At 63.2% G+C, this 18,435-nt stretch carries 16 protein-coding genes; 7 read left to right on the top strand and 9 right to left on the bottom strand.

The annotated features are described in order from the left end of the window. Nucleotides 1-97: 97 nt before the first annotated feature. Nucleotides 98-862 carry a GntR family transcriptional regulator gene (locus NKI37_RS00400; RefSeq protein WP_023684704.1) on the bottom strand — a complete coding sequence of 255 codons (765 nt, stop codon included), beginning with the start codon at nucleotides 860-862 and terminating at the stop codon, nucleotides 98-100. Between the two features lie 168 nt (nucleotides 863-1,030). On the opposite strand from NKI37_RS00400, the gene kynU reads away from it, so the two are divergent. After that, nucleotides 1,031-2,278, top strand: coding sequence for a kynureninase (gene kynU / locus NKI37_RS00395; protein ID WP_352787805.1), 1,248 nt, complete (start codon nucleotides 1,031-1,033; stop codon nucleotides 2,276-2,278). Nucleotides 2,279-2,383: 105 nt separating this feature from the next. Here the strand turns inward: kynU and kynA are convergent, their stop codons facing one another. Next, the gene (gene kynA / locus NKI37_RS00390) at nucleotides 2,384-3,220 is read right to left on the bottom strand and encodes a tryptophan 2,3-dioxygenase (protein ID WP_352787808.1); all 837 of its coding nucleotides are present in this window, start codon (nucleotides 3,218-3,220) and stop codon (nucleotides 2,384-2,386) included. Continuing rightward, nucleotides 3,217-4,842 (bottom strand): AMP-binding protein, encoded by a 1,626-nt coding sequence (locus NKI37_RS00385; protein ID WP_023822204.1) that lies wholly within the window; start codon nucleotides 4,840-4,842, stop codon nucleotides 3,217-3,219. The genes kynA and NKI37_RS00385 overlap by 4 nt, the downstream gene beginning before the upstream one ends. 160 nt (nucleotides 4,843-5,002) lie before the next feature. Between NKI37_RS00385 and NKI37_RS00380 the strand changes: the two genes are divergently transcribed. Next, nucleotides 5,003-5,839 carry a hormone-sensitive lipase gene (locus NKI37_RS00380; RefSeq protein WP_502897514.1) on the top strand — a complete coding sequence of 279 codons (837 nt, stop codon included), beginning with the start codon at nucleotides 5,003-5,005 and terminating at the stop codon, nucleotides 5,837-5,839. 45 nt (nucleotides 5,840-5,884) lie between these two features. Here the strand turns inward: NKI37_RS00380 and NKI37_RS00375 are convergent, their stop codons facing one another. Genes NKI37_RS00375 through NKI37_RS00355 form a run of 5 tightly spaced genes read right to left on the bottom strand, consistent with a single transcriptional unit; the run spans nucleotide 5,885 to nucleotide 11,329 of the window. Then, entirely contained in the window at nucleotides 5,885-7,090 is a 1,206-nt protein-coding gene (locus tag NKI37_RS00375; RefSeq protein ID WP_023693454.1) for a molybdopterin molybdotransferase MoeA, read from the bottom strand. Then, nucleotides 7,091-7,573 carry a cyclic pyranopterin monophosphate synthase MoaC gene (gene moaC / locus NKI37_RS00370; RefSeq protein ID WP_023684710.1) on the bottom strand — a complete coding sequence of 161 codons (483 nt, stop codon included), beginning with the start codon at nucleotides 7,571-7,573 and terminating at the stop codon, nucleotides 7,091-7,093. It lies immediately after the preceding gene. Between the two features lie 2 nt (nucleotides 7,574-7,575). Beyond that, a complete protein-coding gene (trpC, locus tag NKI37_RS00365; protein ID WP_023684711.1) occupies nucleotides 7,576-8,388 on the bottom strand; it encodes an indole-3-glycerol phosphate synthase TrpC in 813 nt (270 codons plus the stop codon). A gap of 3 nt (nucleotides 8,389-8,391) precedes the next feature. Continuing rightward, the gene (trpD, locus tag NKI37_RS00360) at nucleotides 8,392-9,402 is read right to left on the bottom strand and encodes an anthranilate phosphoribosyltransferase (protein WP_023684712.1); all 1,011 of its coding nucleotides are present in this window, start codon (nucleotides 9,400-9,402) and stop codon (nucleotides 8,392-8,394) included. A 31-nt stretch (nucleotides 9,403-9,433) separates the two neighbouring features. Then, nucleotides 9,434-11,329, bottom strand: coding sequence for a peptidylprolyl isomerase (locus NKI37_RS00355; protein ID WP_352787815.1), 1,896 nt, complete (start codon nucleotides 11,327-11,329; stop codon nucleotides 9,434-9,436). 147 nt (nucleotides 11,330-11,476) lie between these two features. Here NKI37_RS00355 and tpiA point away from each other — a divergent pair, with 147 nt between their 5' ends. The 5 genes from tpiA (at nucleotide 11,477) to NKI37_RS00330 (ending at nucleotide 16,596) form a co-directional block, all read left to right on the top strand. Beyond that, nucleotides 11,477-12,247, top strand: a complete 771-nt coding sequence (tpiA, locus tag NKI37_RS00350; protein WP_023688559.1) for a triose-phosphate isomerase — start codon at nucleotides 11,477-11,479, stop codon at nucleotides 12,245-12,247. A 196-nt stretch (nucleotides 12,248-12,443) separates the two neighbouring features. Continuing rightward, nucleotides 12,444-12,932, top strand: coding sequence for a preprotein translocase subunit SecG (gene secG, locus NKI37_RS00345; RefSeq protein WP_023693455.1), 489 nt, complete (start codon nucleotides 12,444-12,446; stop codon nucleotides 12,930-12,932). 201 nt (nucleotides 12,933-13,133) lie between these two features. Continuing rightward, nucleotides 13,134-14,252: a L,D-transpeptidase gene (locus NKI37_RS00340; protein WP_023693456.1), complete on the top strand. Its 1,119-nt coding sequence runs from the start codon at nucleotides 13,134-13,136 to the stop codon at nucleotides 14,250-14,252. Between the two features lie 154 nt (nucleotides 14,253-14,406). After that, entirely contained in the window at nucleotides 14,407-16,044 is a 1,638-nt protein-coding gene (gene pyrG / locus NKI37_RS00335) for a CTP synthase (RefSeq protein WP_081725397.1), read from the top strand. A 15-nt stretch (nucleotides 16,045-16,059) separates the two neighbouring features. Continuing rightward, on the top strand, nucleotides 16,060-16,596 hold the full coding sequence (locus NKI37_RS00330) for a DUF1697 domain-containing protein (protein ID WP_023709418.1): 537 nt from the start codon (nucleotides 16,060-16,062) through the stop codon (nucleotides 16,594-16,596). A gap of 200 nt (nucleotides 16,597-16,796) precedes the next feature. Here the strand turns inward: NKI37_RS00330 and NKI37_RS00325 are convergent, their stop codons facing one another. Then, the gene (locus NKI37_RS00325) at nucleotides 16,797-18,254 is read right to left on the bottom strand and encodes an NCS1 family nucleobase:cation symporter-1 (protein WP_023688556.1); all 1,458 of its coding nucleotides are present in this window, start codon (nucleotides 18,252-18,254) and stop codon (nucleotides 16,797-16,799) included. Between the last annotated feature and the right edge of the window lie 181 nt (nucleotides 18,255-18,435).

The raw sequence follows: 18,435 nt of genomic DNA, 5'->3' as shown, positions 1-18,435 counted from the left end.
ACGTTTTGTTCAGCGTAACGTTCGGCGCTGCGAGCGCCGCCTGCGCCCAGTTGCCAGCAACGGGGTGAAACGAAGACAAAGTGCCCTGCGTCGTCGGCTACGATCGCCGCTTCCTTTTCGGACGGGGCTGCGCAGCATCCGCGCGGGGTTCTCTCTGGGCATAGACCCGCAGCGTGTAGCCGATGTGAGCGGTCATCAGAGTTTTCGCACGTTCGACGTCGCGATCGAGGGCCGCTTCCATCAGGGCGGTATGGTGTTCGATCGCCACGGCGTCGCGCAGGGCCGCCACGGCCTTCCGGTGTCCGTCCGTGCGGCCGGCGGCGGCGCGCAGCGTCGGGGCCAGACCCAGAAAGCGGTGATGGCGATGCAATTGGTCGGAAATCGTTGCATTGAAGCGCAGCAGCCAGCTGGATGTCGCGGCACTGAGCAGCGCCGCATGGAAGGCATCGTGTTTTTCGTACCACGCGTCGACCGCATCATCCGATGGATCGTCGAGAACAGACCCGCACCGTGAGAGACGATAGTGGGCGGCAACGACCGCGTCTTCCCACTCACGGTCGCCCTTCTCGATCGATTCCACCAGCAGGGGCAGTTCGACCACCAGCCGCGCACGCGCCAAATCCTCGAGCTCCGCCCGAGAGACGGGAGCGACCGCAAACCCGCGGTTGCTGATGGCGGTCACAAGCCGTTCCGCCTCCAGCCGCGACAGCGCCTCGCGCAACGGCGTCCAGCCGATGCCGTAGGTGTTGCGCAGCGTGCTCAGCTTCAACGGCGCGGCAGGCGCCAGCCGGGTCGCAAGAATATCGCGCCTGAGCAGGCGATAGGCCACTTCCGTCTTCGAGGTCTGCTCGTCATCCAGCATCGTGATCCATCAGACATAAACGCTCGGGCGGATCATTATATATCAAAGCCTTTCAATGGGTGAATTATATATAATGTTTGACAGTTCAAGGGCGACCACTCAAGATCGCCGGCATGTTTGGGCGGCAGGCTCCGCCGCGCGCGTTTGTCCATGGAGGGGCGCCGGATCATGAGCACGACACCCGATCTCGCTACAATCGAAGCAATGGATGCCGCCGATCCGCTGCGCTCCATGCGTGAACGCTTTGTCTTGCCGCAAGGCGTGATTTATCTCGACGGCAATTCCCTGGGCGCCGCGTCAGCGGTCGTCTTCAGCGAACTGCAGCAGGCCGCCACGCAGGAATGGGCGCACGACCTCATTCGCGCCTGGAACACCGCCGGCTGGTTCAACATGCCGGTGGAACTCGGAGATCAGCTCGGGCGACTGATCGGCGCGGCTGATGGGCAGACGGTGGTCTGCGACACAACCTCGATCAACATCTACAAGTTGCTGCACGCAGCGCTCGGCATGCGGCCGGATCGGTCGGTCATCGTTGCCGAGGGCGACAGTTTCCCGACCGACCTCTACATGGCCGAAGGCGTCGCCTCGACCCGGCCGGGAACGCGGCTGCGGCTGGAGGGCGTCGACGCGGCCGCAATCGAGGAGCTGATCGACGACAGCGTTGCCGTCATCCTGGTCAACCACGTCAACTACAAATCCGGCCAGTTGCGCGACATGGCGGCGCTGACGCGCAAGGCACATGACGCCGGCGCGCTGATCATCTGGGATCTCTGCCACACGGCCGGCGCCTTGCCGGTCGAACTTGACCGTGCCAATGCCGATTTCGCCGTCGGCTGCACCTACAAATACCTCAATGGCGGCCCGGGCTCGCCGGCCTTCATCTACGCGGCCGAGCGCCACCATGGTGATATCAGCCAGCCGCTCAGCGGCTGGTGGGGCCATGCGCGGCCCTTTGCCTTCGAGCAGGGCTTTGCCGTCGGCAGCGGCATTCGCCGCTTCCTGTGCGGAACGCAGCCGGTGCTGTCGATGCGGGCGCTCAAGGGCGCGCTCGATATCTGGAACGACGTCGATATGGCGGCGGTGCGCAGAAAAAGCATCGCGCTGACCGACCTGTTTATCCAGCTCGTCGAAGCCAGATGCGGCGCCTACCGGCTTGAACTGGAAAGTCCTCGCGACGGCAGCCAGCGCGGCAGCCAGGTGTCGTTCCTCCATCCGCATGGCTATCAGGTGATGCGCGCGCTGATCGAGCGCGGCGTGATCGGCGATTTCCGGGCGCCGTCGACCATCCGTTTCGGCTTCACGCCGCTCTATGTCGGATATGGCGATGTCTGGCAGGCGGTCGAAGTCCTGGAGGATATTCTGCGCACCGGCGCCTGGCAGGACGCCCGCTTCGCGGTGAAGACCGCGGTTACGTGAGAAACCAGAGCAATTTCAGGAAAAGTGTGAAGCGGTTTTCCGTCCGAAATTGCGTCAATCAAAGAGCTAGAGCATTTCGCCGTTTCCGTTAAACGGTGAAATGCTCTAGAGCCGGGTGCGGACCGTCCAGAGCTCCGGAAACAGCACGACCTCCAGCATCTTCTTCAGATAGGAGGCGCCTGAGGTGCCGCCGGTGCCGCGCTTCAAGCCGATGATGCGCTCGACCGTTGTGACGTGGTTGAAGCGCCAGCGGCGGAAGTAATCCTCGAAGTCGACCAGCTTCTCGGCCAGTTCGTAGAGCATCCAGTAGCGCTGCGGGTCGCGGTAGACGGTTTGCCAGGCAGCCAGCACGTCTTCGTTCTCACCGCGCGTCTCGCGCCAGTCCGTGCGACTGGCGTCGGCGCCGATGTCGAAGCCATTGCGCGCCAAAAGCAGAAGCGCCTCGTCGTACAGCGACGGCGTGGCCAGGATCGCTTCCAGCCTGTCCGTAAGATCGCGCCGGTGCTTGTGCGGCCCGAGCATGGCTAGGTTGCGGTTGCCGGCCATGAACTCGATGGCGCGGTACTGCCACGACTGGAAGCCCGAGGATTGGCCGAGCGCGTCGCGAAACTCGGTGTATTCGCTTGGCGTCATCGTGCGCAGCACGTCCCAGGCATTGTTGAGCTGCTCGAAGATGCGCGCGACGCGCGACAGCATCTTGAAGCTCGGTTCGAGGCGGTCGGCGCGGATCGAGCGGATCGCGGCGCCGATCTCGTGCAAAGCGAGCTTCATCCACAATTCCGATGTCTGATGCTGGATGATGAACAGCATCTCGTCATGGGCCGAAGACAGCGGCGCCTGCGCATCGAGCACCTTGTCCAGCTGCAGATAGTCGCTGTAGGACATCCGCTCCTTGAACGACATCTGCGCGCCATCGGACGCCGGATCGTGCGGCTTAATCAATTGCTCTTCTCCGCGCGCAACCGGAAGCGCTGGATCTTGCCGGTCTGGGTTTTGGGCAAGGCGTCGATGAACTTCACCGAACGCGGATATTTGTAGGGCGCGATCGTTGCCTTGACGTGGTCCTGCAGGCGTTTGACGGTCAATGCGTCCGGCGAAACACCTTGCACAAGCACGATATGCGCCTCGACGATCTGGCCGCGTTCACCGTCCTCGGCGCCGGTCACCGCGCATTCGGCGACGTCGGGATGCGAGAGCAGCGCCGCTTCGACCTCGGGGCCGGCGATGTTGTAGCCGGCGCTGACGATCATGTCGTCGGAACGCGCGGCGAAGTGGAAGAAGCCATCCTCGTCCTGCGTGAACGTATCGCCGGTGAGATTCCAGCCGTCGCGGACATAGTCCTTTTGCCTGGCATCGGCCATGTAGCGGCAGCCGGTCGGGCCGCGCACCGCCAGCCGGCCAGCAGAGCCGCGCGGCAACTCCCGCATCTCGTCATCGACGATGCGTGCCAGATAGCCGCCGACTGGTTTGCCGGTGGAGGCCGGCTTCATGTCGTCGAAGCGGTTGGAGATGAAGATATGCAGCATCTCGGTGGCGCCGATCCCATCGAGGATCGGCTTGCCGGTCTTCTCAGTCCATTCCTCGAAGACAGGCGCCGGCAGCGTCTCGCCCGCCGAAACCGCGACGCGCAGCGAGGACAGGTCAGCGCCTTGATCCATGGCCTTGAGCATGGCCCGATAGGCGGTTGGAGCGGTGAAGGAAATGGTCGCTTTGTAGGTCTCGATGATGTGGATCATGTTGGGTGGCGTCGCCTGTTCCAGCAACGTCGCCGCGGCGCCGAAACGCAGCGGGAAGATGGCGAGCCCGCCAAGACCGAAGGTAAAGGCAAGGGGCGGGGAGCCGACGAAGATGTCGTCGGGCGTCACCTCCAGGATTTCGCGGGCATAGGCGTCGGCGACGATCAGCAGGTCGCGGTGGAAATGCATCGTCGCCTTCGGCACGCCGGTGGTGCCGGAGGTGAAGCCGAGCAGGGCGACATCGTCGCGGCCGGTGTTGACGGCAGTGAAGGTGACCGGCTTGTCGAGGGCGGCGCGGTCGAGTTCCGCGTCATGGTTGGCCGTGCCGTCGAAGCCAATGACCTGCTTGAGATACGCACTGCCCTTGGCGCAGGCGGTCATCTCGTCCATCAGCCTTGTATCGCAAAGCGCAACCGTGATTTCCGCCTTGTCGACGATCTTGGCGAGTTCGCCGGCGCGCAGCATCGGCATGGTGTTGACGACCACCGCGCCAACCTTGGTGGCGGCCAGCCAGCAGGCGACCATGGCCGGGTTGTTGGCCGAGCGGATCAGCACCCGGTTGCCCGGCTTGACGCCATAATTCTCGACCAGGGCATGGGCGAGCCTGTTGGTCCAGTCGGACAGTTCCTTGTAGGTGCGGCGGCGGCCATTGCCGATCAGCGCGGTGTGGTCGCCGAACCCTTTTTCGACCAGCCTGTCGGTCAATTCGACGCCGGCATTTATGTGGTCGGGATAGTCGAAGCCGTCGAGCAAAAACTCCGGCCATTGCTCCGGCGGCGGCAGGTTGTCACGCGTGAATGTGTCGATATGCGCTGATGGCCCAAGCATTTTCGGCTGCCCCTGTCTGCCTCGCGCCCATGGCTGAACAAGGCGCAGGATCGCACCAGTCGAAATTTGTTTCAAGCCTAAAATGTTTTTAGGTCGCAGCATTGACGCCGCCCTGTTCGGCGGCCATTCCTGTCGACTGAACTGAAGCCATCCGGGAGGGATGCAGATGCTCGAACATCGTGTTGCCGATTGGGACAATGCCTACGCCAACGGCGACAACATTGCCGGCAGCAATCGCTGGCCGGCCGCATGGGACACACCGGCACAGGCTTTTCGCGACACAATGTCGGCGTCCGGTCGGGCCAAGCTCGACATCGCCTATGGCGACAGCCCGCGCAACAGGCTCGATCTGTTCCTTCCCGATGTCATGCCCAAAGGGCTCGTCGCCTTCATCCATGGCGGTTACTGGAAGGCGTTCGACAACAAGCCATGGTCGCATCTGGCCAACGGCGCGGTTGCCAATGGCTTTGCCGTGGCAATGCCGACTTACACGCTTTGTCCCGACATACGCATTTCCGGCATCGTCAGGGAAATCGCGGCGGCGATCGGCAAGGCGGCGACGATGGTCGGCGGGCCGGTGATCCTGACCGGGCATTCCGCCGGCGGCCATCTCGCCTCCAGGATGGTGACGACAACGACGCCTCTGGCCGCCGATGTGGCCGGCCGCATACGCAATGTCGTCTCGATCTCCGGGGTTCATGATCTGCGGCCGATCATGCGGACGGGGATGAACGCGACACTGGCCATCGATGAAGCGGAAGCACTGGCCGAAAGCCCGGTTCTGCTGCGCCCCATGCAGGGCGCGCGCATCACCTGCTGGGCCGGCGGCGGCGAGCGGGCGGAGTTCCTGCGCCAGAATGCGCTGCTTGCCAACATCTGGATCGGCCTCGGCGCCACGACCAGCACAGTGGTCGAGCCGGACCGGCATCATTTCAGCATCGTCGACGGGCTTGCCGATCCGACACATCCGCTGACGCGGACATTGCTGGCGGAGTAACAACCAGTCTTATCTCTTGGAATTAACGGCTTGGATCCGCGACCTTCAGCGCAACATCAGAACGCTGCAAGCAGCGCCTGCTTCTGCCGCCGGAGCGAAGGGCTCGCGCACGATCAGGCCGGTGGCGTCGGCCAGCATTCTCAGCATCGAGGAATCCTGGATGCCGAACGGCGTCGCCACCAATGCGCCGGCTTCTTCCCGGACCACGGCGCGCACATAGTCTTGCCTTAGATCATTGGCCGGCATCGCGGCGCCAAGCTGAGCCTGGCGGATGTCCTGCCGGTGGGGACGGCCGCCGAGCTGCGCCAATAACGGCTTCAGGAACAATTGCGAGCAGACCAGGCTCGCCACCGGATTGCCGGGCAGGCCGATGCACCTGATATCGCCCAGCCGCCCGAACATCAGCGGCTTGCCCGGGCGCATGGCGAGCTTCCAGAAGTCGAGGTTCATGCCTTCGCCGGTCAGCACGTCATGGACGAGATCATGGTCGCCGACCGAGGCGCCGCCGAGCGTGACGATGACGTCGGCTTTCGCATCGACCGCCTTTTTCACCAGCGCCGCGATCGCTTCCTTGCGATCGGCCGCTATACCGAGATCGAGCGCGCGAGCGCCGACCGACTGCGCCACAGCAGCGACGCCATAGGCGTTGGACGAGATGATCTGGTCGGGGCCAGGTTCGCTACCCGGTGGCAGCAATTCGTCGCCGGTGGCGATGATGGCGACCAGCGGCCGTTGCACCACGTTCAACCGGGGATGATTGGCCGACGCCGCCAGCGACAATGCAGCCGGATCGAGCACGCGGCCTTTCTCCAGCAGCACGTCGCCTTGGGCAAAATCCAGTCCAAGGCGGCGGATGTTACGGTTCTTCGCCGTCGGTTCGGTGACCTCGATCCGGCCACCGCCGAGATCGCGGACATTCTCCTGGATGACGATGGTGTCTGCGCCTTCCGGCAGCGGCGCGCCGGTGAAGATGCGCACAGCTTCCGCCTTACCTACAGCGCCGTCAAAGCCTCGCCCTGCAGGCGCCTTGCCGATCACCGAAAGCCTCGCCGGGAGGGTCGCCACATCCCGCGCCCGTGCGGCATAGCCGTCCATGGCAGATGCATTGAAAGGCGGCTGGGTACGCAGCGCCACGACCGGCTCCGCCAGCACCCGGCCGGCCGAATCCGCCAGCGCGACGCTTTCACCGGGCAACGCCACAGCGCCGTCGAGTAGGCGTTGAAGCGCCTCGGCGACCGGAACCAGCGCCATTTACGAACCCGCCTTGTAGTCGCCGGACTTGCCGCCGGTCTTTTCCACCAGCTTTATACCGGAAATCACCATGGCGCGGTCGACCGCCTTGGCCATGTCGTAAATGGTCAGGCACGCGACAGATGCCGCGGTCAGCGCCTCCATCTCGACCCCGGTCTTGCCGGTGACGCGGGCGAGCGCGGTGACCCTGAGGCCGGGCAGCGTGGTGTCCGGTTCGATGTCGACCGACACCTTGGTCAAAAGCAGCGGATGGCAGAGTGGGATCAGCTCATGCGTTTTCTTGGCAGCCATGATGCCGGCAATGCGCGCGGTACCCAGCACATCGCCCTTCTTGGCGTCGCCGTCGAGGATCATCTTCAGGGTTTCGGCCCGCATCGAGACAAAGCCCTCGGCGACCGCCGTGCGCGTCGTCTCCGCCTTCTCGCCGACATCGACCATGTTGGCCTCGCCCTTGGCGCCGAGATGGGTGAGGGCGGCTGCCATCCTCAGATGGCCTCTGCTTTCGCCTTGCCTGTCAAAAGCAGCCGCGTTGCCGCAGCGACATCCTCTTGCCGCATCAGGCTCTCGCCGACGAGGAAGGTGCTGATGCCGGTCTTTTGCATCCTGAAGCAATCGTCGTGGGTGAAAATTCCGCTCTCGCTGACCAGCAATCGGCCGCCCGGCACCATCGATGCCAGCCGTTCCGAGGTCTCGAGGCTGGTCTCGAATGTTCTGAGATTGCGGTTGTTGATGCCGATCAGCTGCGACGAGAGTTTTACCGCGCGCTGCGTCTCGGCCTCGTCATGCACCTCGATCAGCGCGTCCATGCCGAGTTCGAACGCGGTCGCTTCCAATTCGCTCGCCAAGGCATCATCGACGCTGGCCATGATGATCAGGATGGCATCGGCGCCCCATGCGCGAGCCTCGTAGACCTGGTAAGGGTCGAACAGGAAATCCTTGCGCAGCGCGGGCAGGGACACTGCCTTCCGTGCATTGGTGAGAAATTCCGGCGCGCCCTGGAAGGATGGCGCATCGGTCAGCACCGAAAGACAGGCGGCACCGCCTTTCTCATAGGCCTGCGCCAGTGCGGGCGGGTCGAAATCGGCACGGATCAAGCCTTTGGATGGGCTTGCCTTTTTGATCTCGGCGATCAGGCCGAAGCTGCCCGATCTGCGCTTCGCCTCAAGCGCCCTCCGAAAGCCACGCGGTGCGTCGGCATCCTTGGCTCGCGCCTTGATCTCGGCCAACGGTATCCGCGCCTTCGCCGCCGCGATCTCGTCGCGCTTGTAGGCCTCGATCTTGCGCAGAATGTCAGCCACGGCTCATCCGTTCGAAATCTCGACCAGCCTGTCGAGCACGCCCAGCGCCCGGCCGCTGTCGATGGCCTGTGTGGCCGCGGCCATGCCGTCGGCAAGCGTCGTCGCCTTGCCGGCCACCACCATGCCGGCGCCGGCGTTCATCAGCACCGTATCGCGATAGGCCCCGGCAGCACCTCTCAGCATGTCGCGCAACGCCGTGGCATTGTAGGCGGCGTCGCCGCCGCGCAACTCGTCCTTGGTGTGGCGCTGCAGGCCGACGGCTTCCGGGGTGAGCGTGAAATGGCGGATCTCGCCGCCGGCCAGTTCCGCCACCTGCGTTTCGCCGGTGGTGGTGATTTCGTCATAGCCATCCCCATGGACCACCCAGGCATGCTCGGTGCCCAACGCCTTCAATGTCTCGGCCACCGGCACGATCCATTCCGGCAGGAACACGCCGACCATCTGCCTGCTGACGCCAGCCGGATTGGACAGCGGTCCGAGCAGGTTGAAGATGGTACGCGTGCCGAGCTCGACGCGGGTCGGGCCGACATGCTTCATCGCAGGGTGGTGCGCCGGCGCGAACATGAAGCCGACGCCGGCCTCCTGGATGCAGCGGCCGATCACCTCTGGCAGGATATCGATCTTGACGCCGAGCGCGACCAGCACATCGGCAGCGCCCGTCAGCGACGACAGGCCGCGATTGCCGTGCTTGGCGACCGGCACGCCGCAGCCGGCAATGACGAAGGCCGAAGCGGTCGAGATGTTGACTGAATGCGAATTGTCGCCGCCCGTGCCGACAATGTCGATGGCGCCCTCAGGAGCTTCGACGCGCAGCATCTTGGCACGCATGGTGGCGACGGCGCCGGAAATCTCGCTCACGGTCTCCCCGCGCACGCGCAACGCCATCAGGAAGCCGCCGATCTGGCCCGGCGTCGCGTCGCCAGACATGATGATGTCGAAAGCTTCGCGCGCTTCCTCGAAGGTAAGCCCGGTTCCCGTGGCGACCTTGGCGATATGGGTCTTCAGGGCGCTCATTGGGCCAAGACGTTCATTGGGCTAAGGCCATTCATTGGGCGAGGGCTTGGGAAACGGCGGCCTGGTCGACGCTGACGGCGTACTGCGTCTGCAACTGCGCCACCAGCTGGTCGAGCAGATCGTCGGACATGCCTTGCGTGAAGGATTTTTGCGCATCGTCGGGTACCGAGCTGGCGTCGGCTCCGGCCGGCTCGAACACTTCGGCGACCTTGAACAGGATCTGGCCGTCGCCGATGGGCGAGGGGATCAGCCCGGTGCCGCCTTCGCCGACCCCGAACATCGCAGCAGCACCCTCCTTGCCGAAATCGACATCGTCGGCCTCGCGCTTCACGCCGCGCTTGGTCTGCTTTTCAAGCTTCAGTTCGCCGGCGATGACGTCGAGTGTGGTGCCAGCCTTGAGGCGCTTGTCGAGTTCGTCTGCTTTCGCGGTCAGCCGCTTGGTCGTTTCCTCTGTCGTCCAGTCCGCCACCACGCGCTGGCGGACTTCGTCCAGCGTGCGGTCGCGAGCCGGCGTGATCGATGTCAGTTCATAGAACACGAAGCCGTTGTTAGGCGTGGTCAGGGCTTGATTCTCGGTGTTGGGCTCGGCCTCGAACACCGCCTTGATCAGGTCCGGCGATGCCGGCAGGTCCTTGATGATGGTGCCGTCCGGCTTGAGGCCGGTGCGGTCTATGGCCTCGACGGTGACGTCCTTGAGCTTCAGTTTGGCGGCGGCTTCGGCCAGCGTGCTGCCGGCGGCGCGGGTGTCTTCGTAGTTGTCGTGCACGTCGAGCAGGATGCGGCTTGCTTCGCCGAGCGCCAGATCCTTCCGGATCTGGTCTGACACTTCCGCCAGCGGCTTCACCGTTTCCCGTTTGATCTCGGTGACGCGCAAAAGCACCGGACCGAACGCGCCCTGGACGACCGGGCTCACTTCGTTGACGGCAAGCGCGAATGCGGCATCGGCGACCGCCTTGTCGGTGATCTTATCCTTGGAGAGCGTGCCGAGCAGCGTGTCGGCCGGGGTCTTGCCCTGCGCGGTGACGATCTTGTCGAAAGTGGCGCCCGTCTTCAGCGAATCGGATGCCGCCTTGGCGGCGTCCGCGGAAGGGAACACCAGCTGTTCGATGGTGCGCATTTCCGGCGTGGTGTAGCGGCCCTTGTTCTTGTTGTAGTCGTCGCTGACCTGCTGGTCCGTTACGGCGCTGACATCCATGATGTCTTCGGGCTCGAGCCGGACATAGGAGAATTTGCGGTATTCTGGCGCCGCGTAGGTTTTCTTGTTGGCCTCGAAATAAGCCTGAAGCACGCTGTCGGATGGCGCCTCGATGGGCTCCACCAACGCCTTTGGCAAGATCAGATAGTCGATGGTGCGGTCTTCGCCCCGATAGAGCGCAACTGCCTTGAAGAAGGTGTCCGGAGCCTTGAGGCCGTCCGAAACCGCTTCGACGATCTGCTGGCGCACCGCCACCTGAGCCCGGTTCTTCAGATAATCCTCCGGCCGCATTCCCAGTTCGCGCAGCCGGGATTCGAACAGCCGGCGGTCGAACTGGCCATTCGGGCCTTGGAAGGCGGGTTCCTGCCGCGTCAGTTCGGCCAGCCTGTCCTTGGAGAAGCCAAGCCCGAGCTTGCGCGCCTGTTCGTCAAGGACGGCGCCGGACACCAACTGAGCCAGCACCTGGTTGTCGATGCCATAGGCCTTGGCCTGGTCGCGGCTGATGCGCTGGCCGATCTGCTGCTGCAGCATGGCGATCTGGCGATCGTAGGCGAGGCGGTACTCGGTGATCGACACGGTGGTGCTGCCGGCGGTGATCACCGCATGATGGCCAGCCAGGAAGCCGCCCGTCATCCGCGTGGTGACGCCCCAGGCAAGGAAACTCAACACCAGCAGCGACAGCAGGGCTTTCGCGACCCAGGTCCCTGCCGCGCTTCTCAATATACCAAGCATTGTTACTTCCGATTTTTGCGCAGTTTTGCGTGCGCCCGAGTCTGAAACAAGCGCAATAGCGCCCTTCCGGCTCACTGTCGATTGCTTTGTGGCCTGATTTTGATAGGGAGGGCGAGACCCCAATGTCGCCCGGAGAACCAGATCCCCATGACGCCAGGAATTCGACCGCTCGTTGCCGGCAACTGGAAAATGAACGGCACCAGCGCTTCGCTGAACGAGCTCAGGATGATCGGCAACGGCTTCATGAGCGGGCTCGACGCAGAGACCGAAGCATTGGTCTGCGTGCCGGCGACCTTACTGTCGCGCGCCGTCGAAATCCTGTCGCGCACGCCGGTGCGGGCCGGTGGCGAGGACTGCCACATCAAGGAAAGCGGCGCCTTCACCGGCTGCGTCTCAGCCGAGATGCTGAAGGATGCGGGCGCCAGCCACGTCATTGTCGGCCATTCCGAGTGCCGCGAACAGCGCAGCGAGGACGATGCCATCGTCCTCGCCAAGGCCTCGGCGGCGTGGCGGGCAGGGCTCGTCGCCATCATCTGCATCGGCGAGACCAAGGCCGAGCGCGAAGCGGGCACAGCACTCGACGTGTTATCGCGCCAGGTCGCCGGCTCGGTGCCACCGAGCGCAACGCCCGCCAACACCGTTATCGCCTACGAGCCGGTATGGGCTATCGGCACCGGCCTGACGCCGACCGCCGAAGACGTGGCGGAGGCGCACGCGCATATCCGCCAAAAACTGGCGGAAGCGCTCGGCGCAGCCGTGGCCGGCAAGATGCGCATCCTCTATGGCGGCTCGGTCAAGGCGTCCAACGCTGTCGAACTGCTAGGCGTCAAAAACGTCGATGGCGCGCTGGTTGGCGGCGCCAGCCTGAAGGCGTCCGACTTTCTCGCCATCGCCGAGGCATACCAGAATATCTCGTAGGCCCCGGAATTTCGTTGCCGACCAGTTCGGTCATAGACTTATGAACGCAGCAGTTCGGCGGAAATCGTTGCAAAGGGCGCATTGCTTCCCATATTCCGGCCACGGGCTTGGAAATGCCGTTAAAGCATTGTATGGAGCCGCCTCCAAATCACCGGCCCTGATCGCCAGGGAGCGGCAGGGCTTGCCAGGATAAAATATGGAAACCGTACTGATCGTCATCCACCTCATGGTCGTGCTCGCCCTTGTCGGCGTGGTGCTGCTGCAACGCTCCGAAGGCGGTGGTCTCGGCATTGGCGGCGGTTCCGGTTTCATGACCGCGCGTGGCGCCGCCAATGCGCTGACGCGGGCGACGGCGATCCTGGCCGCGGCCTTCTTCGTGACGTCGCTGACACTCTCGATCGTTGCCCGCTATGGCGAAAAACCGATCGACATTCTCGACCGCGTGCCGGCCGACAGCGGCAACGGCGTGCTCAATCAGTTGCCCGGCACGACGGCGCCGACGCCGCCTTCGGGCAACACCGCACCGGCCGCGCCCGCGGCCAACGGCGCCGCCACCACGCCGCCCGCCACCACGGCCCCGGCGACGGCTCCATCTCCGGCGACGCCACCTGCAACCGATTCGGCTACGCCGCCGGCTACCAATGGCGTTACCTTGCCGGTGACACCGCAGGTTCCGAACCAGTAGTCGGTAGCGTCAGATGCCGCGATCTGTTGTTGTTTCAACACAGTCGCGGCAAATGGCACACGATCACGAAGATTCGACCGCACCCCGTGCTTGAGGCCCGTACGCCACTTCGATTATAGATTGCCGGCGGCACTTTCTGCGCCCTTGGGGGGCGCCGGGCGACGCCGTGGGCAACAAGCATTGAACGATCGGATCTTCGCCATGCAGCTTCGCAGCTTCATTTTCATGGGGTTTTGTGCCGTATTCGGCATGAGCTCCGCGGTCTTCGCCGGCACTCCGGCAATGACCTCACCGCAGGCGGTTGGCAAAACCGCTGTCATCAACGTCGCCGCCAAGAGCGATGCGACGCAGCTGAAGCTTCTCAAGAAGAAGAAAAACCCGAGCCCGGATGATCTGGCTCAGATCAGCAAGCTCGAAGACAAGATCGCCGCCGACAGGGATCTCGCCCGCGTCAAGGCGCTCGAGGCCCGCAAGCTGGCGATGCGCGATGCGGCGAAAGCCAGGGCCGATGCCCAGCGCCAGGCGTTCCTGGCAAGCAAGGGCAAGCCGGTCGTGGTTGCCGACGCCAAGCCAGGCAAGAAGACCACCAAGATCATCGCTCCGGTTGACCCGATCGCGCCGATCGAGCCGATCGAATCGGCTGAACCGCTTCCGGCCGAAGCGATGAATATCGCGCTGACCGGCAACAATGGCGAATTGCGCAGCGAGGCCCCGGGCCAGAAGCCGACGAGCGGCGGACTGTTCGCCGGCCTGTTCGGCGGCACGTCCTCTGCCTCGTCGATTGCCTATCTCCCCGAAACGCGCGCGCTCGACCAGGCTCTCGCCAAGCGGCAAGCCAAGAAGCAGTTCAAGGTGAAGCCGGAATTCGTGCCGCAGGACGTCGAATTCAGCGGCTATGAGCCGGGTACGATCGTCATCGATACCAGCGCGCGCCGCCTCTACCTCGTCGAATCGGCTTTCACCGCCCGCCGCTATGCGATCGCGGTCGGCCGCGAAGGCCTGCAGTTCAAGGGCAAGGTTGCCGTTGGCGACAAGCAGGAATGGCCGCGCTGGATCCCGACGCTCGACATGCAGAAGCGCGAACCCAAGCATTATGGCCAGTACAAGGACGGCATGCCCGGCGGCGGCCAGAACCCGCTCGGCGCCCGCGCCATCTATCTCTACGACGGCAAGAAGGACACGCATCTGCGCATCCACGGCACCATCGCGCCGCAGTCGATCGGAACCAGCGCTTCCAATGGCTGCTTCCGCATGATCAACGAGCACGTCATGGACCTCTACAGCCGCGTCAGGGTCGGCACCAAGGTCGTCATCATCTGACGCTTTCACAAACCTGCCGAAAGGGCCGGCTTTTGCCGGCCCTTTTGTTTTGACCAAAACACCAGTCTCGAACCTCGGGACTATCGCGCCTTCTCTGGAAAAAGCCTCAGCGGCGGTTTTTTCTCTGGCGGAATCAATTCGGCCGCGTTAAGCGATGACTCCCATGGCGCGATATGTATTCATCACAGGCGGCGTGGTTTCCTCACTTGGAAAAGGCATCGCTGCAGCGGCCCTTGGGGCTCTCTTGCAGGCGCGAGGCTATCGCGCACGCATCAAAAAGCTCGATCCCTATCTCAATGTCGATCCCGGAACGATGTCGCCTTACCAGCATGGCGAGGTTTTCGTCACCGATGACGGCGCCGAGACCGATCTCGATCTTGGCCATTACGAGCGCTTCACCGGCCGCTCGGCCAACCAGCAAGACAACATCACCACCGGCCGCATCTACAAGAACATCATCGAGCGCGAACGGCGCGGCGACTATCTCGGCGCCACCGTGCAGGTCATTCCGCATGTCACCGATGAGATCAAGAATTTCGTGCTCGACGGCAATGACGACTATGATTTCGTGCTGTGCGAGATCGGCGGTACGGTTGGCGATATCGAGGCGATGCCGTTTCTCGAGGCTATCCGCCAGCTCGGCAACGATCTGCCGCGCAACAACGCCGTCTATGTCCACCTGACCTTGATGCCTTACATCCCCACGGCCGGCGAGTTGAAGACCAAGCCGACCCAGCATTCGGTCAAGGAACTGCGCGGCATCGGCATCGCGCCCGATATCCTGCTGGTCCGCGCCGACCGCGCCATCCCCAAGGAAGAGCGCAGAAAACTGTCGCTGTTCTGCAATGTGCGCGAGAGCGCCGTCATCCAGGCGCTCGACGTGCCCCACATCTATGACGTGCCGATGGCTTACCACAAGGAAGGGCTCGATTCGGAAGTGCTGGCCGCCTTCGGTATCGATCCGGCGCCGAAGCCGCGCATGGAGCCCTGGCAGGCCGTGTCCAACCGCATCCACAATCCGGAAGGCGAGGTAACGATCGCCATTGTCGGCAAATACACCGGCCTCAAGGATGCCTACAAATCGCTGATCGAGGCTTTGTCGCATGGCGGCATGGCCAACCGCGTCAAGGTCAAGCTCGACTGGATCGAGAGCGAGATTTTCGAGAAGGAAGACCCGACGCCGTGGCTGGAAAAGGTGCATGGCATCCTGGTGCCCGGCGGCTTCGGCGAGCGCGGCTCGGAAGGCAAGATCCTGGCGGCGAAATTCGCCCGCGAGCGCAAGGTGCCGTATTTCGGCATCTGCTTCGGCATGCAGATGGCCTGCATCGAGGCAGCGCGCTCGCTGGCCGGCGTCGAACACGCCTCGTCGACCGAATTCGGTCCGACCGACGAGCCGGTCGTCGGCCTGATGACCGAATGGCTGAAAGGCAACATGCTGGAGAAGCGCCGCGAAACGGGCGATCTCGGCGGCACCATGCGGCTTGGCGCCTATCAGGCTGAACTCGCCAAGGGTTCGAAGATCGCCGACATCTATGGCGACACCCAGATTTCCGAGCGCCATCGCCACCGCTACGAGGTCAATATCGACTACAAGGAGCGGCTAGAAGATTGCGGCCTGGTGTTTGCCGGCATGTCGCCCGACGGTGTGCTGCCGGAAACCGTCGAATATCCCGACCATCCCTGGTTTATCGGCGTCCAGTATCACCCGGAGCTGAAGAGCCGGCCGCTGGAGCCGCATCCCCTGTTCGCCAGCTTCATCTCGGCCGCGGTGGACCAGTCGCGGCTGGTATAAGCAGGCCGCGTTGCCATGCAAACCTATGTTGCGCTGCTCTACAGCATTATCCTCGGCGAAGGCCGCCGGGTCGTCATGGCCGACCTCAAGGCGATGGCTGAACAGCTTGGGCTGAAGAACCCGCGCACCCTGGTGGCGACCGGCAATCTGGTCTTCGAGACACGGGCGACTGGTATCGCCAAGCTGGAACAGCAGTTGGAAACGGCCTTCGAAAAAACCTTCGGCCGCAATGTCGTCATCATCGTGCGCACTGCCGAGGATTGGCTGAAACTTGCCGCCGGCAACCCATTCCCGGCCGACTCTGCCGAGGCAGGCGATCAGGTGGCCGTGCGGGTGATGCGCGAGCCAGCGCCAGCGGATGGTGTGGCCGCGCTCCAGGCCTATGCCGCCGAGGACGAGAGGGTGGCTTCGGTCGACGGCGACATCTGGGTCGTCTTTTCGCGCCAGCGGCCAAGCTCGCGGCTGCTCGCTGCCATGAACCACAAGCGCATGGGCATCGGCACCGCACGCAACTGGAACACGGTGCGGAGGTTGGCTGAGATGGTGGAGTAGGGAGTAGGGAGTAGGGAGTAGGGAGTAGGGAGTAGGGAGTAGGGAGTAGGGAGTAGGGAGTAGGGAGTAGGGAGTAGGGAGTAGGGGTATTATTCCCTACTGACTACTGACTACTGACTACTGACTACTGACTACTGACTACTGACTACTGACTACTGACTACTGACTACTGACTACTGACTACTCCCTATCCCTCAATTTCACGCCTTCGCCGTCCTGGCCCCTGCGCCAAGGGCGGCGGTGCGAAGGACGTAGTAGATGACCCCTGCAATGCCGACGCCGAAAAACCAGCCATAAACGCCCCACCATGCCGGCAGCAAATTGGTGAAGTTCGGCAGGACCGAGGAGAAGATGGCGCCGATGCCGGCTGCTATGAAGGCGTTGACGTGCCAGCCGCCCTGGAAGCGGAACTCGCCATCTTCGCGGTACAGTGCCTCGACGTCGACCTCGCCCTTCCGGATCAGATAGTAGTCGACCATCATCACCCCGAAGATCGGCCCCATCGTCGCGCCGATGACGTTGACGAAAGATGCGGCACTGCCTTCCCACGGCGCGAAGGGATAGAGCACCAGCGCGATAACAGCTGCGATATAGCCGCCCTTCTTGAAGTCGATCTGCCGGGGAAAGACATTGGAGAAGTCGAAGGCCGGCGAGACGAAGTTTGCCACCACATTGATGCCGAGCGTCGCCACGGCAAAAGTCAGGGCTGCAAGCGCTGCCAGGAACCAGCTGTCGAATTTCGCCGAGATCTGGTCGGGATGCAGAAGCACTTCGCCATACACGTCGAAGGCAGCGATGGTGGTCACGCCGGCGACCAGCGAGAACAGGATGAGATTGATCGGCAGGCCCCAGATGTTGCCCTTGCGCAGCGATGCCTTGTCTGGGGCATAGCGGGCGAAATCGCAGAAATTGAGATAGAGCGCTGAGAAATAGGTGACCCAGATCGCCGCCACCGCAAACAGCGACGTCCAGGAGCCAGGGGTTCCGGGTACGCCGGCATCCTTTGTCTTGTCGAGCAGCACATCCATCGGGATGTCGCTGGTGAAGGCAAATCTCCCGGATTTTACACAGAGATAGATCGCCAGGATCAACATCATCACCCACACCGCCGGTCCGGCCCAATCCTGGAAGCGGCGCACCGTTTCCATGCCGTTCTGGATGATCAGCAATTGCAGTGCCCAGATGACCACAAAACAGATCACTTCCAGACCCGTGTGGCCGAGGAAATGCGTGTTGGCGTTGAAATCGGCGAACCATTGCGAGCGGATCAGCAACGCCACGATCGCGCCCGATGCCGCCGCCGTCTGCGCGCCGTACCAGAAGCAGGCGACGATGGCGCGCACCAGGGCCGGAATGTTGGCGCCCCAGATGCCGAAGGAGGCGCGCGCCAGCACGGGGTAGGGCACGCCGGTCTTCACGCCGGCATAGCCGACCATGTTCATCAGCGCGTAGATGATCAGCGAACCGATGCCGATGGCGATGATGAAATTGACGAAGCCGCCGCAAAACAGGAACAGGCTTGCGGCGAGATAATAGCCCCAGAGGCTGTGGACGTCCGACGTCCAGACGTTGAAGATCGAGAACGGCCCCCAGTTTCGGACTTTGGCCGGAGCCAGATCCTCATTGTATAGATCAGGTGATGCGCCTTGTATGGTCACTGCGATGTCCTCCCCTTGATGCCGCACGCGCCCTCACGCGTCGACTGCGCAGGTTATGCCTGACGCAGGGGAACCGGCAAGCAATCCATTTGCCGGCTTTGGCCTTAAAGATATTCAATGAGAACAGCGCTTATCGATCGGCTTTTGGCGAAGGTCGGCGCAAACGCGGCGTATCTTGATT

This window comes from Mesorhizobium sp. M0626 (genome assembly GCF_040320665.1).
Lineage (GTDB): Bacteria > Pseudomonadota > Alphaproteobacteria > Rhizobiales > Rhizobiaceae > Mesorhizobium.
The sequence above is the reverse complement of the archived record's forward strand: the minus strand, read 5'-3'. Positions and strand labels throughout refer to the sequence as shown.